Genomic DNA, 19,499 nt, shown 5'->3' on the forward strand with positions numbered 1-19,499 from the left:
GCCTTTTGTTTGTTTTTTAAGAGGTATACGAGGATTTACACCACCGGTTTGAACGACGAAATAGACGGAAAAATGCAAACTTGCTTGTCTCATAAAATAAAAAAAGGACCAAGCTTAAGGCTTGGTCCTTCAAGTTTATTCCATTCACAGGGTGATGGAGTTGTTTTAGAAAATGGCATCGGCTTCCACGATCACTTTAACGTTGGTTACGCTGCGATCTTCGGGTCCTTTGACGGGTAATCCAACTTCGACATGATCGATGATGTAGTCGATGTTTTCCTGGGTGATAACCTCACCCGGTAACAGGATTGGAATTCCTGGCGGATAGACATAGATGAATTCCGAGATAATACGTCCTGCGGATTCCTTAAACGGAATCACTTCGGTATCACCGTAGAATGCATCGCGTGGAGTCAGCATCAACTGTGGAATATCCGGAACTTTTACGACCAGTTCATGGGCCGGGTTCACTTGATAATAGGTACGGGAGAGATCCTGCAGAGCGTTCAGCAAGATATCCACACTGTCATCCGTATCTCCTGGCGTGATGAGACACAGAATATTGTACATATCACTAAGTTCGACCTCGATGTTGTAATGTTCACGCAGCCAGTTCTCTGTCTCATACCCTGTAATACCCAGATGGCGAACATGGATCGTTACTTTGGTTGGATCATAGTTGAAGGTCGCTTCTGTACCCAGCAGCTCTCTACCGAAGCAATACAGTCCATCCATATCGTTAATCGAACGTCTGGCAAACTCAGCCAGTTCAATCGCCTTCTGTGCAATCTCACGACCGTGGAGTGCCAGGTTACGTCTTGATGTATCGAGTGAAGCAAGCAAAATGTATGAAGTTGATGTTGAGGTGAGCAGACTCAGGATCGTCTGTACACGCTGCGGATTCACGAACCCATTCTTCGTGTTCAGGTTGAGTACGGAACTCTGTGTCATGGAGCCACCAAGCTTGTGAACACTGGTTGCAGCCATATCGGCACCTGCTGCCATCGCAGACAACGGCAGATCCTCATGGAAATGAATGAGTACGCCATGTGCTTCATCAACAAGTACAGGAACTTGGTAGCTGTGTGCCAGCTCAACAATCTCTTTCAGATCGGTAACCACGCCGTAGTAGGTCGGGTTAATTACAAGCAATGCCTTGGCATCTGGATGACGCTCAAGTGCGCGACGGATAGACTGTGTAGTCACTCCATGGTCAATGCCTAGATTGGCATCTTGTGAAGGAGAAACAAATACGGGTTTGGCGCCTGAGAAAATAATCGCGGACAGAACCGATTTATGCACATTACGGGGCACAATAATTTTGTCACCCGGTGAGCATACAGACAGAATCATGGTCATAATGGCACTGCTTGTGCCTTGTACACTAAAATAGGTATAATCGGCTCCGAAGGCATCTGCTGCCAAAATCTGTGCTTCCTGAATGACACCGGTTGGCTGATGCAGGTCATCCAACGGTGCGATGTTAATCAAATCTATGGAGAAGGCATTATCGCCAATAAATTCACGGAATTCGGTATCCGCTCCCAATCCTTTTTTATGGCCCGGAATATGAAACTGTACCGGATTGAGTGCCGCATGATTTTTTAAAGCGGTAAACAGCGGCGTACGGTGGTGATTCATCAGTGCTGTCACAACCCTTCCTAATAAAATTGGTAAACAAAGATGAGTATAGCAAATTAAGAACCGAATGCAACAGTATAAATCGACAATTTTTTAAATTGCCGAGATTTGGGCACATTCCCCACGGTTACACTAAGGATAGGGAATAGGCAAATGAACACCGAAAGGGGAAAAAGAATGCAAACCGATACAAAACCAGCCAAAATTTTGCGATCACCATTTTTTATCGCGATGTGGCTGACACTTTTTCTAGTTGAAATTATCAAAGGGGCCCTATTGGTAGCTGTTTTGCCCGTGTATATGGACAATATACTGGGTCTGTCTGCAGGCGTCATTGGTGTGGCATTTGCTCTTCAATATCTGGGAGATAATCTGTTCCGGGCGCCTTCCGGCTGGGCAGCAGAACGGATCGGGTTCCGCGCAACGATGGTTACAGCACTAATCTGTACCTTAATCGCTGTTATTATGATCCTTTTTCTCAAAAGTGCCTTTGGACTGGCCATGGCCTGTCTCATTCTTGGCATTGGTACGTCACCACTCTGGCCTTGCGCCATGACAGGGGTGACGGCGATGTCAGGCCCACAGAACAAGAATGGTACAGCAATGGGGGCGCTGGAGATGGCTGCTCTCGGCGGAACGGGGCTTGGACCTATAGGCATGAACTGGCTGCTGGAGCGCACGCATCATGATTATCGAACTATATTCCTCGTGCTGATGGGTTGTGCCATTCTCGTTATTCTGGTGGCCATGATTCTTCCTGGACGTGTCATTGTTGAAGGAGAGCATGCCGAGCAAGCAGCGAAGAATAGTGATGTGAAATATCCAGCCAAACCGAATCTGCTCACGCCGTTCATCCGGCTGCAAAAGAGTGTGAAGGGCACACTGCAACGAGTGCGCAGTACGCTTAATGTAAATCCACTGGTGTATCCTGCCTTGTTTATGCAGTCGTTTGTCATTGGGCTGCTCAGTCCAGTAATCACGCTATATACACGCACAGATCTGCACATCTCACCAAACCTTTACAGTTTGTTGCTGATTGCGGGAGGTGGAATAACCGTTATTGCCTTACTGCCTGTAGGTAAAATGGTAGACAGGTTTGGTACGAAACCGTTCCTGAACGTTGGTTTTTTGATGGCGGCGGCGAGTCTGTTTGCATTCTCCTCCATAACATCCATTCCGGTGGTGTTTGGTGTTGTTATGCTGGTGGGCATCAGTTATGCCATGATTCTGCCCGCCTGGAATGCTTTTGTAGCCACACTGATTCCCAAAGGGGAGCGGGGAGCGATCTGGGGATTTTTCCTTACATTGCAGGGATCAGGCATGGTTGTCGGCCCCATTGTTTCCGGACTGCTGTGGGACCACGTGAGCCATCCGGCCCCATTCATTGGCAGTGCCATCGTCATGGCAGGACTTGCCGTTGTGCACTTTGTGTTATCCCGCAATCCGTTTCGCACCGCTCCGGCCAAATAAGCAAAAGAAAAGGGAGTTCCACCAACGGTCTTGGTTGTGGAGCTCCCTTTTTCGCGTCCATTATATCACGATAATCGGGGGCTTGCCCCTGTGCGTCTGCGGAAAGCTGCAATCCTGCGGTCCTTTCGGTGAAAAATAGTCAAATAACCAAGTACCCTTACATAAAATGAAGTATAAAATAGGGTAAGCCGATTGAGTAGAAGCGATTGAAGACGAGGGCCGGAGTTGATCCGGTACAGATGGAGGGAGTGCCGTGAATAAGAGTTATGAAGTTGAATATTGCAATCTGGAGCTGCGGTTCAACCGTCGGCATATCCAAAATTTGATCAGAGACCTTATTCGTGAGGGATATTCACTATATTGGAGCGAGGACGAATCCTTTTTTATCCTGTCAGTCCGGACCGGCCGCAAGCTGGTAAAGCTCCGCTTTCAACAGACACGCACGGGGAACTACAAGATGACTGGAGATTATATCATTAAGGATGCAAAACTTGCAGAGTGGCTGGAGAAGCTGATTGGAGATACACGCGGGCATGCGGTTGTGAAGCGGTTCAAGGATCAGCAGATGACCGTGGAGAACATTTTATTCGGTGAAGTGATTCGGCTCGTGGAAGTTTCCGGATTCAAACAGCGTGTCATTTTTCAAAAGGAACCTGCGCCGACGGCGGAAGAGATGGAAGAAATGTTCCTCTCGCGTGAAGGCGAGGAAAGGCTCATGTTGTTGCGCATGGAAGTGGACGATGAACTGGAGCGCCTCTACACGGCCATGCAGATGGATAATATCGAAAAAGCAAATGCTTGCCGTCAAGTCTTAAAACAGTTGTCCGGACATCTGTTAATGTTAGAAGGCTGACAAGATAAGGCCGTATTTATGAAAATACGATGAACACCTCAGCAGATTGGGGTGTTTTCTCGTTGCGTAGCTGTGCCACGGGGTTCACTTCTATACATAAAACCGTTAAAATGGGAGTATTGTTGAGAATTTATTTCAATAAAATTAATTGGAGCAAAGGATGGAGGACCAGATGACAAAACAACAAATTGGCGTAATTGGCCTGGCTGTCATGGGCAAAAATTTGGCCCTTAACATTGAAAGCAAAGGTTTCTCAGTATCGGTATTTAACCGTTCCCCGGAGAAAACCAATGATCTTCTGAAAGAAGCTGAAGGTAAAAACCTGACAGGCTCATTCTCCATTGAAGAGTTCGTAGCATCCCTGGAATCCCCGCGCAAAATTTTGATCATGGTACAAGCCGGAAAAGCGACCGACGCTACCATTGAACAACTGCTTCCTCACCTGGATGAGGGCGACATCATCATTGATGGAGGGAACGCATACTTCCCTGACACGCAACGTCGCAGCAAAGAGTTGGAAGACAAAGGCATTCGTTTCATCGGAACAGGTGTATCCGGTGGTGAAGAAGGCGCACTGAAAGGCCCTTCCATCATGCCAGGTGGACAGGAAAGTGCTTATAAACTGGTTGAACCGATCCTGACGGCGATCTCGGCCAAAGTCGGTGACGATCCATGTTGTACATATATTGGACCAGACGGTGCCGGACACTATGTGAAAATGGTGCATAACGGTATCGAGTACGGAGATATGCAGTTGATTGGTGAAGCGTACCACTTGCTCAAATCCGTATTGAACGTTTCTGTTGAAGAGCTTCACGCAATCTTTACGGAATGGAATCAAGGGGAGCTGGATAGCTACCTGATCGAAATCACAGCAGATATCTTCTCTAAATACGATCCGGAAACGGGTAAACCAATGGTTGACGTCATTCTGGACGCGGCTGGACAAAAAGGAACAGGTAAATGGACAAGCCAAAGTGCGCTGGATCTCGGTGTACCATTGTCCATGATTACGGAATCTGTATTCTCCCGTTTCTTGTCTGCGATGAAGGACGAGCGTGTAGCAGCTAGCAAAATCCTGAATGGACCAGCGACTGAAGCGTTCTCCGGTGACAAAAAAGCATTTATCGAGAGCGTGCGTAAAGCCCTCTTTGCAAGTAAAATCGTATCCTACGCACAAGGATTTGCACAAATGCGTGCAGCTTCCGACGAGTATGGCTGGGATCTGAAATACGGCAACATTGCCATGATCTTCCGCGGTGGCTGCATCATCCGTTCGCAGTTCCTGCAAAACATCAAGGAAGCTTATGATAAAGACGCAGCTCTGAAAAACTTGCTCTTAGATCCTTACTTCCAAAACATCGTTGAGTCTTATCAAGGCGCATGGCGTGAAGTTGTAGCGGCTGCTGTAAAACAAGGTGTTCCAGTACCTGGCTTCTCCAGTGCTCTGTCTTACTACGACAGCTACCGTACAGAGCGTCTTCCAGCAAACTTGCTGCAAGCTCAACGTGACTACTTCGGTGCTCACACGTTCAAACGTGTGGACAAAGAAGGCAGCTTCCACCACAACTGGATGGAGTAGTAGCACATATACAAGTCTCTTAGATTTGGCCAAAGCGCCTTTAAGCAGGAGCTTTGGCCTGCTAAGAGGCTCAAAAGAGGTTTGGCGTTCCGGGGATTGCCGGTCAACGCTGGGCCTCTTTTTTACTGTGTTATACAGAAATAATGTTGATGGAGAAGACATGTAGCTGCCTCTAGACCTAATGAACATGAGACACCCTATTTTGGCAAAATGAGCCGGTTCTATTTTTTAACGAACTCAGAAGGCCCTATTTCAATAATTCGCAGCGAGATGTCGAGGTTTTGACGGTGATTTTTTGAAATAAGTTTACTGAGATTCGTTAGAAGTTTATCTGCGCCTATTTTACGTAAATAAGCTCATTGCTGTTCGTTAAGTTACTAGTTGGTCACTGATTGAAAACGTTTGGGGGCTCAAAACTGCTTAAGGGTGATCTGCCGTAGGCTTAGATGCCGGGAGTTACTTAATCTGTCTTGGAAGTACTTGCGGATGGTCGAAAGGAAGTCGGTTAGGAGATGGTCTTTCCCAGTCTGCAGGGCTGTGTTATGATAGGACAAAAGTGCTCACGAATTGCTTGAATTAAAGGAGTGTACACCTTGAGCAAGTCTAACAATATTATTCTCATTGGTATGATGGGAACCGGCAAATCAACCGTCGCTGACATGCTTGCACGCGAGCTTGGTTATCGATTGATTGATGTAGACGCCGCGGTGGAAAAAGAGGAAGGCTGTACGATTCCAGAATTGTTCACTGGCAAGGGAGAGACGTATTTCCGTGATGCCGAGAGCCGTATGTTATGCTCGGTGCTGGAGAAGAAGTCACAGGTCATAGCGACCGGAGGTGGCGTGGTGCTGCGTTCGGATAATTGTGACGTGATGTTGAAAAATGGTTGGGTTGTTGCCTTGACTGCTGATCCGGCAGTGATTGTAGAGCGTGTTAGTGGCTGTGACAATCGCCCACTCCTCGCAGGTAATGCAGAGGAACGCATTCAGGCAATTATGGAAGAACGGAAAGACGCATACCGGTTCGCACATTATACGGTGGATACAACCGAGTTATCCGCTGCTGAAGTGACTCGTTTAATTTTAGTGCATTACCGCGTCTAAGCTTGTTATCATCGAAGTTTGATGGTTGATAGGTGGTGGCAGATATAACAAAACGGGCCATATAGGCCCGTTTCTAGAAGTGGAGCAGAGCTGAGGTCACAAGGTTACAAATGACTTCGCTTCTCTCCGGGTTTCTCTAGTCTTCCTGTTGCCACTGAAGCATACCGCCGACCATGTTTGTACAGCCTTCATATCCCAGTTGCTGCAGATATTCACATGCACGCTCACTGCGGTAACCGCTACGACAGATGATCACGATCTCGCCTGATTTCTCAATCTCAGACAGTCGGTCCGGAATCTGTCCAAGCGGAATATGCTTGGCTCCTTCGATCATGCCTTGCGCGACTTCATCGTCCTCGCGGACGTCTATCATCTGCAGCTTCTCTCCCGCCTGTAAACGGCGGCGCAGCTCAGACGTTTCAATTTCAGCTATTTGTGTCATATTCAGGTCCTCTTTTCTGTATGGACTTAACGCTATAATGATACCCAAGCGATGCACGGAATGTCAATTTGGCCACAATATAATCAATGAAGGAGAATTTCATCCATGGACGTTATTGTTAAACCAACCCCCACTCTGAACGGGGAAATCGGGGCTCTGTCCTCCAAAAACTACACTACCCGCTATTTGCTGGCTGCTGCGCTGGCAGAAGGCACAAGTACCATTCATTTCCCGGCACACAGTGAAGACAGTGACGCCATGCGCAGATGTATTCGCGATCTGGGGGCAGTACTTGAAGAAGACGATAGCAAGATTGTGATCCAGGGCTTTGGCAGTCATCCCCGTGATGTGCGTGAGTTGAATGTTGGGAATGCGGGTGCAGTACTTCGTTTCCTTATGGGCGTTACAGCGCTCTGCCCTGACGTTACATTTGTGAATACGTACCCGGATTCACTGGGCAAACGCCCCCATGATGACCTGATCGATGCGCTTGGCCAATTGGGTGTAGATGTACAGCATGAACAAGGACGCCTACCGATTACAATCAAGGGTGGCAATGCCAAGGGTGGACACATTCGTGTATCTGGCTCCGTCAGCTCCCAATATCTGAGTGCATTGTTGTTTGTTACGCCGTTGCTTGCAGAAGACAGCACCATCGAAGTACTGAATGACCTGAAGTCCAAGGTTGTTATCGGACAGACGCTGGAAGTGCTGGAGCAGGCAGGCATCGTTATCCATGCAAGTGATGATTACATGTCCTTCCGTGTACCAGGTGGACAGGCTTACCAGCCGACGACCTACACGGTTCAAGGAGACTACCCGGGCTCGGCAGCCGTTCTTGCCGCAGCAGCGGTTACACAGTCCGATGTGAAAATTCTGCGCCTGATGGAGCAGAGCAAACAGGGTGAACGTGCCATCGTTGACGTGCTGCGCATGATGGAAGTGCCATTGACACATGAGAACGATGTTGTACACGTTCAAGGTAATGGCAGACTGAAAGCGATCGAATTCGACGGGGATGCCGCAACGGACGCCGTTTTGGCTATGGTAGCCGCAGCTGTGTTTGCGGAAGGCACGTCACGGTTCTATAATGTAGAGAACCTGCGTTACAAGGAATGTGACCGAATCACCGATTATTTGAACGAACTCCGGAAGGCAGGAGCGAACGTTGAAGAGCGTCAAGCTGAGATTATCGTACACGGACGTCCGGAAGGCGTTGAAGGCGGCGTTGAGATTAACGCTCATTACGATCATCGCGTAATTATGGCGCTCACTGTCGTTGGTCTGCGTTCCAAGGAGCCGCTTCGTATTCGGGATGCACACCATGTAGCCAAGTCTTATCCGCAATATTTCGATCATTTGCAGGCGCTTGGCGCCTCGGTTCAATGGGTAAAAGAGTAAATAACTGAAAACCTGTTTTTTTGAACACGCACTTTAATTCAGAAAAGGATGGTGCTTGAACATGGAATTTAACAACCCTACTCGTGAAGAAATTGGACAACTTTTGCGCAAGGCAGGCAACATCGCAGTCGTCGGCTTATCAGACAAATCAGATCGCACTTCCTATATGGTGGCAGAAGCCATGCAGAGCAGAGGCTATCGCATTATCCCGGTTAATCCACAGGTGCAAGGTGAAATCCTGGGCGAGACGGTATATGCCACACTCGCGGATATTCCAGAGCCGGTAGACATTGTCAATGTGTTTCGTCGCGAAGAGTTTTGCGCGGATGTCGCTCGTGACGCCGCTGCCATCAAAGCAAATGTGCTGTGGCTGCAGCTTGGCATCCATAGTGATGAAGCGGTCCAGATTGCTGCAGAGAACGGCATGACAGCGGTAACGAATCGTTGTATCAAGGTAGAGGATTCCATCGTTCTGCGCGGCGCTGGACGCGGCTGAGAGGCTCGTTCACCTGTGATCGGATGATCTCCTGATCTGTCCCAATTGAATGAACATAGGATGAATCCCGTTAACTTGAAGTTGACGGGATTTTTTCTGTTCTATTTTTGCCGTTATTAATTACCAATTGGTTACTGTTTTGCTTTGACAAAACGTTGCGTAAAGCTTACCATCTAGGATAGAAAGGAGAGGTCGCCATGAATTGGCTCGGATCCTTGCAGCAGCTCGGACGAGCGGTAATGCTGCCTACAATGGTCCTGCCCGCCGCCGCAATTTTGCTCAGTGTTGGCAGTCTGCCTTGGGACGCCTGGGGATTGGATATTGTCGGTGAAGTGTCTACCGTGGCCGGACACGGTATTTTTTATTTCTTACCGTATTTGTTCGCTGTCGGTGTAGCACTGGGACTCTCCAACCAGGCCGGACAAGCGGGACTTGCTGCTCTGGCTGGTATCGTGATATATGATCAGGTGACTCGGAACTTCGGGGATGGCACCGTTCAGCCGGCTTCCTTAATCGGAATCATACTCGGCGCGCTTGCCGGTGGGATGCATAATCGGTTTAAAAGCATTAAACTGCCTGAAATTTTACAATTTTTTGGAGGTTCAAGGTTTGTTTTGCTCATCGTCGGACTCTGTTCGGCATTGTTCTCCTGTTTTATGTTATGGCTCGCTCCGATCCTACAGCATGGATTGAACGGCATTGCTACCTGGGAATACAGTCTCGGGGGGTTTGGACTGTTCATCTACGGAGTGTTATACAGGGTGCTGGTTGCTTTTGGGCTTCATCACCTGCTTAACAATGTGTTTTGGTTCCAGTTAGGGACGTTTGAAACGCCTGATGGTAACATTGTGCAAGGGGATTTGCCCCGATTTTTTGCAGGTGATCCAACAGCAGGATTCTTTATGGCGGGTTTGTTTCCCATCATGATGTTTGCCATTCCGGCAATAGCCTTTGCTATTATTCAGGAAGCCAGGGAAGATCTGAAACCAAAAATCAAGAAAACTTTTCTGACATCGGCACTCGTTTGTTTTCTAACCGGGGTATCGGAACAGATTGAGTTTGCTTTTTTGTTCGCGGCACCTTATCTGTTCATCGTGCATGCAGTGATGTCCGGCGTTGCCATGTGGATTAGTTACTGGCTTGATATCCGGCATGGATTTTCTTACTCCGCAGGTATTATTGATTACATACTCAATTTCCATCTATCGGAGAATGCTTGGAAGCTCATTCCGATTGGCATACTATATGGGCTGGTTTACTACTTCCTGTTCCGATGGGCGATTCGTACGTTCAAGATTCCAACACCAGGACGAGAAGAGGGCTCCATGCTGGAAGATTGGGTAGGTAACATTCCTTATCAGGCACCTTTAATCCTCGAGGCATTGGGTGGGAAGAGTAACATTGTACAGGTTGAAGCATGTATTACACGTCTTCGCCTCACTGTGCATGATGACCGGCTGATCGACACGGGTGCCATGAAGAGTATGGGGTCCGCTGGACTGATCAAGCTGGGTGGCGGTAACGTACAGGTGGTATTCGGGACCTACTCGGAATTGATTCGGGAAGAAATCGCGAAGCTGCTGGAAAGAGATCTGCAACAGGTTCTGTTCTGTGCCCCCGTTCAGGGCAAAATGCTTCCGATTGAAGAGGTGCCGGATCAGATTTTTGCAGCCAAGCTTGTCGGTGATGGTGTAGCCTTTGTTCCGGAAAAGGGAGAGCTGGTCTCACCCGTGTACGGAACGATTATGCACCTGTACCCGACCATGCATGCCTTGGGTATTTCTACCCGTGAGGGGCTTGAGGTGTTACTGCATATCGGCATCGATACCTCACAGTTGAAAGGCCATTTTGAAGCTTTTGTTCAGGAGGGCGATACGGTGGAGCCAGGGCAGTTGTTGATCAAGTTTGATCTGGCAGTACTCCGCGAGCAAGCGGCATCACTAACAACACCAATGGTAATTACGAATCCGGATCGTGTAAAATCATGGAGTTTTGCTCCATTTAAGCAAGTTAAGAAAGGTCAGGCATCCGTTATGTCCGTGGTGCTCTATGACAGGAACGTTGGAGGGGTAGAATGAAGATACAAGGCATCAACGGAGCTGCAGGCATAGCCATCGGCAAAGCATTTGTCCTGCCCAGTTGGGAATGGGATCTGCCGGATCAGAAGATGGATTCGGTGGATCTCGCCCAAGAGTTCGAACGGCTGTATGAGGGCATACGGACATCAAAGGATGAGATCGAATATATCAAAAATGAGTTCAAGGAAGTCGTTGGTCCAGAGGAGTCCAGTATCTTTGATGCACATCTGGCAATCCTGGAAGATCCGGTATTCATGAACGAAATTCGCGGTATTATTGAGCGTCAATATAAGGCAGCAGAAGTGGCTGTCAAAGAAGCCATAGACCATTTTGTCACGATGTTTGACTTGCTGGAAGACGAGTATATGAAGGAGCGAGCCATTGACATCAAGGATGTGGGTAACCGTCTGCTCAAGCATTTGCTCGGTGCACCGGAGATTACACTTCCTTCGGATACCCAGCCGTATGTACTCGTTGCCAAAGAACTGTCGCCATCTCAACTGGCGCATCTGAATCCGACCCATGTACTAGGCATTGTAACCTTGATTGGCGGGAAAACATCACATTCTGCGATTATGGCTCGTGCCCTTGGCATTCCTCTCGTTTCCGGTCTGGAAGCGAGTCTTGGCATGCCGGTAGAGACAGGGGATATGCTTGTGGTAGATGGTGACAATGGCTTGGTATTTACGGACCCGGATCGCAAGACGATTGAACGGTATACCATGCTTCGCAGCAAGCAACTGAAGAAAAAGGAACAACTTCAAGTCCTTGCTACAGTGGATGCTGTAACCAAAGATGGGGCTGTTTTGCACTTGGCTTCCAATATCAGTTCGGTGAAGGAATTGGACCTTGCTTTGAAACAAGGAGCCAAAGGTGTGGGCTTGTTCCGAACAGAATTCTTGTACATGGACCGTGCTACTTTCCCGGGTGAGCAAGAACAGTATGAGGTGTACCGTCTTGTGGCAGAGAAAACAGCAGGGCAATCCGTTGTTATTCGTACACTGGATATCGGTGGTGACAAGCAACTTGATTACTTTGAACTGCCGGAGGAAGACAACCCGTTTCTGGGTTACCGAGCTATTCGGATTAGTCTCGACCGCAAGGATCTGTTCAAAACACAGCTTACAGCCATTCTGCGTGCCAGCGCTGCTGGAAATGTCAAAATCATGTACCCGATGATCTCTTCGGTGGAAGAACTTCAGCAGGCCAATGAGATTCTCCGTGAGGCGATGTCTGATCTGGACGAGCGCGGATTATCATACGACCCTCACATTCAGGTGGGAATTATGATTGAAGTTCCTGCAGCGGTGATGATTGCTGATCTGCTCGCAGAGGAAGCTGATTTCTTCAGTATTGGTACGAACGACCTGGTTCAATATGTACTGGCAGTGGATCGAATGAATGAGCAGATCGCTCATATGTATCACCCCTATCATCCGGCTGTTCTGCGGATGCTTCGTGCAACAGCAGATGCGGCTCATACGGCTGGAATTGATGTCAGTGTGTGCGGAGAGATGGCAGGGGACGAACGTGCCATTCCGCTTTGGTTGGAGCTTGGCATTCGCCACTTGAGTATGTCTCCACAATCCCTGTTACGTGTGAAGCACAGAGTGCTGAACACAACAGCATCGGCCGCCAAAGAAGAAGCGCGAAAGTGCTTCGCCCTACGGACCAGCGGAGATATTGAGGAGCGACTGCAAGTTTTTAATGACTCTACGGGAAGTCCGGATGAACAAAGTGGTTCGAATGCATCATAATTGGGCGAACTGGATATAAATACCTTTAAGTTAATATATTTACATTTGTGATAATTATTTATTGGAAAACTTGTTATATAAAACAACCCCACTGTGCATGAGAGCACAATGGGGTTATTTTTATTTGTCAGCGAGTGCATCACAGAATGCCTTGCCATAAGGTGGAAGGTCGGGCGGACGACGTGCTGAGATGATATGTCCATCAACAACAACCGCTTCATCTTTCCAGATAGCACCTGCATTTTCCATGTCATCCCGAATGCCTGGTGTAGAGGTTACTGTAACTCCGTCCAGAATTTTGGCAGAAATCAGCACCCAGCCCGCATGACAGATCTGTCCAATCGGTTTCCGGTCTGCATTCATTTCCTTCACAAGCTCCAGTACTTTGGGATAACGACGCAGCTTGTCTGGCGCCCAGCCGCCTGGCACGAGAATGCCATCGTAATCTGAACTGTCGAGTTCATCGAAACTGTATTCGGCTTCAGCAGGCACACCGTATTTGCCAATATAGGTTTTTCCTTTTTTCTCTCCAGCAAGATGCACTTCCGCACCTTCTTCACGAACCCGATGTACAGGGTACCACAATTCTAAATCCTCGAATTCTTCATCGACCAGAGCGATGACTTTTTTACCGGTTAATCTCATGTCCATCTCTCCTTTTTGCGGTAATTAGGTCTGTTGCGTCTTTAATTGTAACAGATTCTCCAAGGGACTTCATGGAAGTGCATATTCCGTTTGGAGGAAGCGATTACAAGTCAGTAACTGCCTGCATTCGACAACCTTCAACTGGAGGGAGTGGTAATTTGTGCAACCTTTCGTTTATAGCAGGATTTGAGCCGAAATAGGTCGAATGGTACTTATATAGAGTATAGAACGAATGAGGTGATGGTGGTGCGCAAGTCGTGCAGATGTGGACATGTAATGGAATTGGAATTAAGAACAGTGGTATACGCCAAAAAAGTGGAGATTCGAAACGTACCCGTATTTGCGTGTACAGACTGTGTATCATACGAAGTGCTTCCGCCGGTCAAGCCGGACTTAACAGAGTGCATAAGCACATTGGGTGAACAACCCGTGAAGCAAGACGTATCTTTTGGTGAACGTAATGAACTGGCAGACCTGTTTCATGAGCAACTGCTGGCCTGGCCGGATGCGACCGATCGGGAGATGGAATATCGAATGCAGCAAGCAGTGGAGGAGCGTATCAATCTGCTGTTGGACATTATGGGTTACGCAACGAAGTCTAGTGATGCAACGTGGATTGAGACCACGGAGCGCAGATTAAGTCAATTATCCGGATTTGTGTGGCAGGAGTACTTCTCAAATGCTGTCTAATTTTGACGTGTAAAATGCTTGTTTTCATGAAAATTGGCTTTTTCGCGCACTTTTTGTTAAGATATCGAAGAGTGAAAACGCTCAACATAGCGGTATTCCTGGTAAAGGGGGATGTATATCTAATGGCTGACATGACTAAAATGACAAGTATTGAACAGCTAAACTCCGCAGTGGAGGCTACCAAGGATCAACCCTTGCTTCTGTTTAAGCACAGCACGCACTGTCCGATCAGCTCGAACGCTTATCAGGAGATGAACGATTATTTGCTTAACAATGCCAATGAACAAGTAAAATATGGCATCATCTATGTTGTGGAAGATCGCCCGGTATCCAATGAAGCAGCAGACAAGCTGGGTGTTAAGCACGAATCTCCACAGGCAATCCTGATCAAAAAGGGAATTCCTGTATGGCATACTTCCCATTCAGATATTACTAGAACCACACTTACGAATGTTTTGAGTGAGTCCTAAAGCCTATTTTAATTGATTAATGCAAAAATTTGTCGTAATATAAATCTTAATGAAAATGGTATGAAAATTTACTGGTAATGGAGAGAAGTACTGTGACGGTAACCATTTATGATGTGGCACGTGAAGCTGGAGTGTCTATGGCAACGGTATCACGGGTAGTTAATAATAACCCTAATGTCAAACCGCAAACGCGGAAAAAAGTATATGAAGCCATCGAACGGTTGGGATATCGTCCGAATGCGGTAGCCAGAGGTCTGGCAAGCAAGAAGACAACCACGGTCGGGGTTGTTATTCCAGATATTTCGAACTCAACCTTCGCGGAGATTGCCCGCGGAATTGAAGATATTGCGAATATGTATCACTACAATATTATTTTGTGTAATGCAGATAAGAAGAAAGAAAAAGAAATTCGTGTTATTAACACGTTGCTCGAAAAACAAGTAGACGGACTGCTCTTCATGGGCGGAACAGTAACGGACGAACACATTCAGGCGTTCCAGTCTGCGGCTGTGCCGATCGTACTTTGTGCAACGAGTGATGAGAAGGGCACATTCCCTTCGGTGGATATTGACCATGAGGCGGCTGCGTTTGATGCGGTAAACACTCTGATTCGTCATGGACACAAGGAAATTGCGATGATCAGTGGTACACTGCAAGATCCGGCGAATGGATATGCCCGTTTCCAAGGATACAAAAAAGCACTGGAAGCAGCAGGGATTGAATACCAGGAGGATCTTGTTCGAATCGGTAACTATCGATATGAATCCGGTGTGGAAGCAATGAAATATTTCCTTGGACTCAAGAAAAAACCATCAGCTATCTTTGCTGCTACAGATGAAATGGCCATTGGTGCCATTCACAGCATTCAGGATGACGGTCTGAAAGTACCGGATGACTTCTCCATTATTAGTGTGGATAACATCCGTATGGCTTCCATGGTGCGTCCTCAGTTGACAACAGTGGCTCAGCCAATGTATGACCTTGGCGCAGTAGCGATGCGTTTGCTGACCAAGTTGATGAAGAAAGAAAATGTGGAGAACCCACGGGTTATTTTGCCGCATGAAACGATTCTTCGTCTGTCTGTAAGTCACGCGGATGTAGTTTAATCGGGATTATATACAGTAAGGGAGAATTCATTCTCTCTACATAGTGGATATGCGAAAGCTCCGGAGACGGAGCTTTTGTGCTGAATGAAGTTAAAAGTGAAAACAGGAGGTATCAGAAGATGCGTGAAACGATTGGGATTATCGGAGCGATGGATGAGGAAGTCGAGCTTTTGCTGGCAGATATGAAGCAGCTTGAGACGGTCAAACAAACCGGCATTACATACGTTGCAGGCGAGTGGCTGGGCAAGCAAATTGTCGTGTGCAAATCCGGCGTAGGTAAAGTAAATGCAGCAGTTACGACGCAGATCTTGATTGATCGTTTTCAGGTTAATCGTATTATTTTCACAGGTGTTGCGGGTGCAGTTAACCCGGAGCTGAACATCGGAGATATGGTTATTTCGTCTGTATGTGTTCAGCACGATATGGATGTAACGCCACTGGGGTTCGCACGCGGGGTTATTCCTTACCAGGAGACATCTGCATTCCCTGCCGAGGCTTCGCTTATTACACTGGCTGAAGAAGCATGTAAAGCTCAGGGAGCCAATTACCTGATCGGTAAAGTGTTATCTGGAGACCAATTTATTGCGAATAAAGATACGGTTAACATGTTATATACTGAAATGGACGGTGCATGTGCCGAGATGGAAGGGGCTGCAGTCGCTCAGGTCTGTTACATGAATCGAGTACCATTTGTTGTCCTGCGTGGGATGTCAGATAAAGCGGATGGTTCGGCGCATGTTAACTTTGCTGAATTTACCGTGGAATCTTCGCAGCGTTCACATCGCATTGTGGAGCATATGTTAGAAAATATGTAATGGCAGTAACTTGAAAAACCGCCTTTTGATTAGCTGCTCCATGAAGTATGGAGTAGCGCTGCGAGAGGCGGTTTTTGTTATGTATATCGTTTTTCGAACAGATCATCGAATTAGTACATGAACCGATGGCGAAAGCGTACACGATCAAACTGTTCTTCTGATGTGATGGGCACCTGACTTCCGATACGTACCATCAAACAGTTCGCAGGATGTGAACAGATTTCAGGGTCGTCTGTTGCATACCAGGTCATGTCGATCGTTTCCATCAGCCTCTCCATCATTTTGCGATAATCCCATACGTTTAGTCCGCTGCCCTTCAGATCCCAATGCCAATAATATTCTGTGGTGAAAATAATGTAATTCTCCATGTATTTATCTTCCAAAGCGGTAAGCAACATCTCACGTCCAATGCCAAGCGAGCGATAGTCGTCCGCAACCTCGATTGCCCCAAGCTCAATCAGATCAGTCATATTACCCTCGGACCAGCGTTCACAATCATCCGCATAATGAAAGGTTACATAACCGATAATCGTTTCATTTTCGTGTGCAATGATAATTCGCCCTTCAGGTAATGCTGCGATCTCTGCGAGAGCTTCCTGCTGCTCCGTTGGGCGCCGAAAGGCATCCAGATCCGGATGGAAGGCAAGACGAGTTATCTCCTTGGCCTGCACGGGGCCTTCAACAGTAATTCGGTGGCCGGACTTGAAGATGGAACGCATATGATGTTCTTTGATATGTTCCATGATTCATGCTCCTCTCTCTCCTACTTATAGAGGTTGTTCCAAAAGTAAGCTATAGTAAAAATCCAAAAAATTGAAAAGCCATAGACGACAATTGAAAAGATTTGCTATAATTGCGTAGACAAAAAATGTTCACAATTCAATACAGTATAGTTAACATCTGTTTGGCCGAGCAAGTACATGATGAGAAGTTCTCTCTACTAATGTAAGCGCTAACTGGAAGTTCAGTCAACACAAAGGCAATGAGGATTGACCCCTAACGGGAATCGAAATGTCGAGTTGAAGGAGGCTGGCAAGCATGAGTCAAGCACATGGTGAGATGCTGCAAACGGTTGTGTCCGAATCTAACCTGGGCGATTACACGGAGGCGAGAAGCCGGTTCGATTGGGAATCGGTGGAAAGGCACTTTACGTGGCACGCCAGCGGAAAAGTAAACATGGCGCATGAAGCGATTGATCGTCATGTACTAGAAGGAAGGGGCGGAAAAACCGCTTTATTGTATAGCGATGCTTCACGTGAAGAGTCCTATACTTTCGCTGATCTGAGTGAACAGTCGAGTCGGTTCGGGAACGTTCTCCGCAAATATGGCATAGCCAAAGGGGAACGGGTGTTTATTTTTATGCCTCGAAGTCCTGAACTGTATTTTAGTCTTCTGGGCATATTGAAAGCTGGAGCCATCGCGGGTCCGTTGTTCGAAGCTTTTATGGAAACGGCTGTGAAGGATCGGCTGGAGGATAGCGGAGCAGTAGCGCTCGTCACCACTCCGGAATTGCTAAAACGCATCAAACGTTCCGAATTGCCCGAACTCAAACATATATTCATTGTGGGTGGGGGCGTGCAGACTGAAGAAGGACTCATCGATTTTGATGCAGAGATGTCTGCCGCTTCGGATGAGATGGAAGTAGAGTGGCTGAATCGTGAGGATGGTTTGCTTATTCATTATACCTCAGGCTCTACAGGTAAACCCAAAGGGGTGTACCATGTTCAAAATGCCATGATTCAGCACTATTATACAGGTAAGGTTGTTCTGGATTTACGTGAGGATGACGTGTACTGGTGCACTGCTGACCCTGGTTGGGTGACAGGGACCTCTTACGGTATCTTTGCTCCATGGCTCAACGGAGTGACCAATGTGATACGAGGCGGTCGTTTCAGTCCCCAAGATTGGTACAGCACCATCCAGAAGAACAAAGTCACGATCTGGTACAGTGCACCAACGGCCTTTCGTATGCTCATGGGAGCGGGAGAAGAGACCATCGCCCAGTTTGATCTGAGTAGTCTGCGTCATGTCATGTCTGTCGGTGAACCGCTAAATCCGGAGGTTGTTCGTTGGGGATGGAAAGCTTATGGTCAACGAATTCATGATACATGGTGGATGACGGAAACAGGCGCTCAGCTGATCTGTAACTATCCCGGAATGCCGATCAAGCCTGGCTCCATGGGACGTCCGTTGCCTGGAATTGAGGCAGCCATTATTGATGATCGCGGGCAGGAATTGCCGCCGTACAGTATGGGTAATCTGGCCATACGGGCACCTTGGCCATCCATGATGGCGAAGATCTGGAATAACCCTGTGAAATACGAGGAGTATTTTAGGCTTACGGGCTGGTATGTATCCGGTGACTCCGCTTATATGGATGAAGAAGGATATTTCTGGTTCCAGGGACGGATTGATGATGTGATTAATTCGTCAGGGGAGCGTATCGGCCCCTTTGAGGTGGAGAGCAAGCTCGTGGAGCATCCTGCGGTAGCAGAGGCGGGCGTAATCGGTAAGCCGGATGTGACACGTGGGGAGATCATCAAGGCCTTTGTGGCGCTTCGTGAAGGATATGAGGCGACACCGGAGCTGAAAGAAGAGATCTATCGTTTTGTCAAAGAGGGCCTGTCTGCCCACGCTGCTCCGCGTGAGATTGAGTTTAAGGATAAACTGCCCAAGACACGTTCCGGCAAGATCATGCGCCGTGTCTTGAAAGCCTGGGAGCTTGATCTGCCAACAGGAGATCTATCCACCATTGAAGACTAACGCGATAGTGCTAGGAGCATCAATGTGTTGGTATCGATGGTGATACATTGAGTAGTGGGAAGAAGTTAATATTCTGCGGTTCTGAATACAGTGACTCTACCCATTAAAATGGATTGTAAAAGCCTGCTGCACATACAAATAAAAAGCCGCACACTCAGATACAGTCTGAGGATGCGGCTTGTTTTGG

General features: G+C 47.6%; 17 protein-coding genes. 13 read left to right on the forward strand and 4 right to left on the reverse strand.

All coding sequences use genetic code 11. From position 1 onward, the window contains the following. Nucleotides 1-165 precede the first annotated feature (165 nt). Nucleotides 166-1,641 (reverse strand): aminotransferase class I/II-fold pyridoxal phosphate-dependent enzyme, encoded by a 1,476-nt coding sequence (locus QF041_RS30525; protein WP_047844430.1) that lies wholly within the window; start codon nt 1,639-1,641, stop codon nt 166-168. A gap of 177 nt (nt 1,642-1,818) precedes the next feature. Here QF041_RS30525 and QF041_RS30530 point away from each other — a divergent pair, with 177 nt between their 5' ends. The 4 genes from QF041_RS30530 (at nt 1,819) to QF041_RS30545 (ending at nt 6,649) form a co-directional block, all read left to right on the forward strand. Beyond that, nucleotides 1,819-3,111 (forward strand): MFS transporter, encoded by a 1,293-nt coding sequence (locus tag QF041_RS30530; protein WP_133385500.1) that lies wholly within the window; start codon nt 1,819-1,821, stop codon nt 3,109-3,111. 253 nt (nt 3,112-3,364) lie between these two features. Next, nucleotides 3,365-3,964 carry a hypothetical protein gene (locus tag QF041_RS30535; RefSeq protein ID WP_036614719.1) on the forward strand — a complete coding sequence of 200 codons (600 nt, stop codon included), beginning with the start codon at nt 3,365-3,367 and terminating at the stop codon, nt 3,962-3,964. Nucleotides 3,965-4,136: 172 nt separating this feature from the next. Further along, complete coding sequence (gene gndA / locus QF041_RS30540; RefSeq protein ID WP_036614715.1) at nt 4,137-5,546, forward strand: NADP-dependent phosphogluconate dehydrogenase; 1,410 nt, start codon at nt 4,137-4,139, stop codon at nt 5,544-5,546. A 593-nt stretch (nt 5,547-6,139) separates the two neighbouring features. Continuing rightward, the gene (locus QF041_RS30545) at nt 6,140-6,649 is read left to right on the forward strand and encodes a shikimate kinase (protein ID WP_282320798.1); all 510 of its coding nucleotides are present in this window, start codon (nt 6,140-6,142) and stop codon (nt 6,647-6,649) included. A gap of 136 nt (nt 6,650-6,785) precedes the next feature. On the opposite strand, the gene QF041_RS30550 is transcribed toward QF041_RS30545, so the two are convergent. Then, nucleotides 6,786-7,091: a rhodanese-like domain-containing protein gene (locus tag QF041_RS30550; RefSeq protein ID WP_017687407.1), complete on the reverse strand. Its 306-nt coding sequence runs from the start codon at nt 7,089-7,091 to the stop codon at nt 6,786-6,788. A 105-nt stretch (nt 7,092-7,196) separates the two neighbouring features. On the opposite strand from QF041_RS30550, the gene aroA reads away from it, so the two are divergent. From aroA to ptsP, 4 genes are all read left to right on the forward strand, one after another. Beyond that, nucleotides 7,197-8,492 carry a 3-phosphoshikimate 1-carboxyvinyltransferase gene (gene aroA, locus QF041_RS30555; RefSeq protein ID WP_047843705.1) on the forward strand — a complete coding sequence of 432 codons (1,296 nt, stop codon included), beginning with the start codon at nt 7,197-7,199 and terminating at the stop codon, nt 8,490-8,492. 61 nt (nt 8,493-8,553) lie between these two features. Continuing rightward, nucleotides 8,554-8,988: a CoA-binding protein gene (locus QF041_RS30560; protein WP_017687409.1), complete on the forward strand. Its 435-nt coding sequence runs from the start codon at nt 8,554-8,556 to the stop codon at nt 8,986-8,988. A 197-nt stretch (nt 8,989-9,185) separates the two neighbouring features. Beyond that, nucleotides 9,186-11,066, forward strand: coding sequence for a glucose PTS transporter subunit IIA (locus QF041_RS30565; protein WP_036674872.1), 1,881 nt, complete (start codon nt 9,186-9,188; stop codon nt 11,064-11,066). Continuing rightward, nucleotides 11,063-12,823 carry a phosphoenolpyruvate--protein phosphotransferase gene (gene ptsP / locus QF041_RS30570; protein ID WP_036614699.1) on the forward strand — a complete coding sequence of 587 codons (1,761 nt, stop codon included), beginning with the start codon at nt 11,063-11,065 and terminating at the stop codon, nt 12,821-12,823. Before QF041_RS30565 ends, ptsP begins: the two co-directional genes overlap by 4 nt. Before the next feature lie 120 nt (nt 12,824-12,943). Here the strand turns inward: ptsP and QF041_RS30575 are convergent, their stop codons facing one another. Continuing rightward, complete coding sequence (locus tag QF041_RS30575; RefSeq protein WP_036674874.1) at nt 12,944-13,468, reverse strand: type 1 glutamine amidotransferase domain-containing protein; 525 nt, start codon at nt 13,466-13,468, stop codon at nt 12,944-12,946. A gap of 276 nt (nt 13,469-13,744) precedes the next feature. Between QF041_RS30575 and QF041_RS30580 the strand changes: the two genes are divergently transcribed. The 4 genes from QF041_RS30580 to QF041_RS30595 all read left to right on the forward strand — a co-directional run bounded on the left by QF041_RS30580 (nt 13,745) and on the right by QF041_RS30595 (nt 16,549). Further along, complete coding sequence (locus tag QF041_RS30580; RefSeq protein ID WP_307416786.1) at nt 13,745-14,158, forward strand: hypothetical protein; 414 nt, start codon at nt 13,745-13,747, stop codon at nt 14,156-14,158. A 122-nt stretch (nt 14,159-14,280) separates the two neighbouring features. Further along, a complete protein-coding gene (ytxJ, locus tag QF041_RS30585; RefSeq protein ID WP_307416787.1) occupies nt 14,281-14,628 on the forward strand; it encodes a bacillithiol system redox-active protein YtxJ in 348 nt (115 codons plus the stop codon). Between the two features lie 92 nt (nt 14,629-14,720). Beyond that, a complete protein-coding gene (ccpA, locus tag QF041_RS30590; protein WP_036614690.1) occupies nt 14,721-15,734 on the forward strand; it encodes a catabolite control protein A in 1,014 nt (337 codons plus the stop codon). Nucleotides 15,735-15,853: 119 nt separating this feature from the next. Continuing rightward, nucleotides 15,854-16,549: a 5'-methylthioadenosine/adenosylhomocysteine nucleosidase gene (locus QF041_RS30595; RefSeq protein WP_307416788.1), complete on the forward strand. Its 696-nt coding sequence runs from the start codon at nt 15,854-15,856 to the stop codon at nt 16,547-16,549. 110 nt (nt 16,550-16,659) lie between these two features. Here the strand turns inward: QF041_RS30595 and QF041_RS30600 are convergent, their stop codons facing one another. After that, nucleotides 16,660-17,292, reverse strand: a complete 633-nt coding sequence (locus QF041_RS30600) for a GNAT family N-acetyltransferase (protein WP_307416789.1) — start codon at nt 17,290-17,292, stop codon at nt 16,660-16,662. Between the two features lie 295 nt (nt 17,293-17,587). On the opposite strand from QF041_RS30600, the gene acsA reads away from it, so the two are divergent. After that, on the forward strand, nt 17,588-19,312 hold the full coding sequence (acsA, locus tag QF041_RS30605; protein ID WP_091028608.1) for an acetate--CoA ligase: 1,725 nt from the start codon (nt 17,588-17,590) through the stop codon (nt 19,310-19,312). The last annotated feature ends 187 nt before the right edge of the window (nt 19,313-19,499 follow it).

It is taken from the genome of Paenibacillus sp. W2I17 (assembly GCF_030815985.1).
GTDB lineage: Bacteria > Bacillota > Bacilli > Paenibacillales > Paenibacillaceae > Paenibacillus.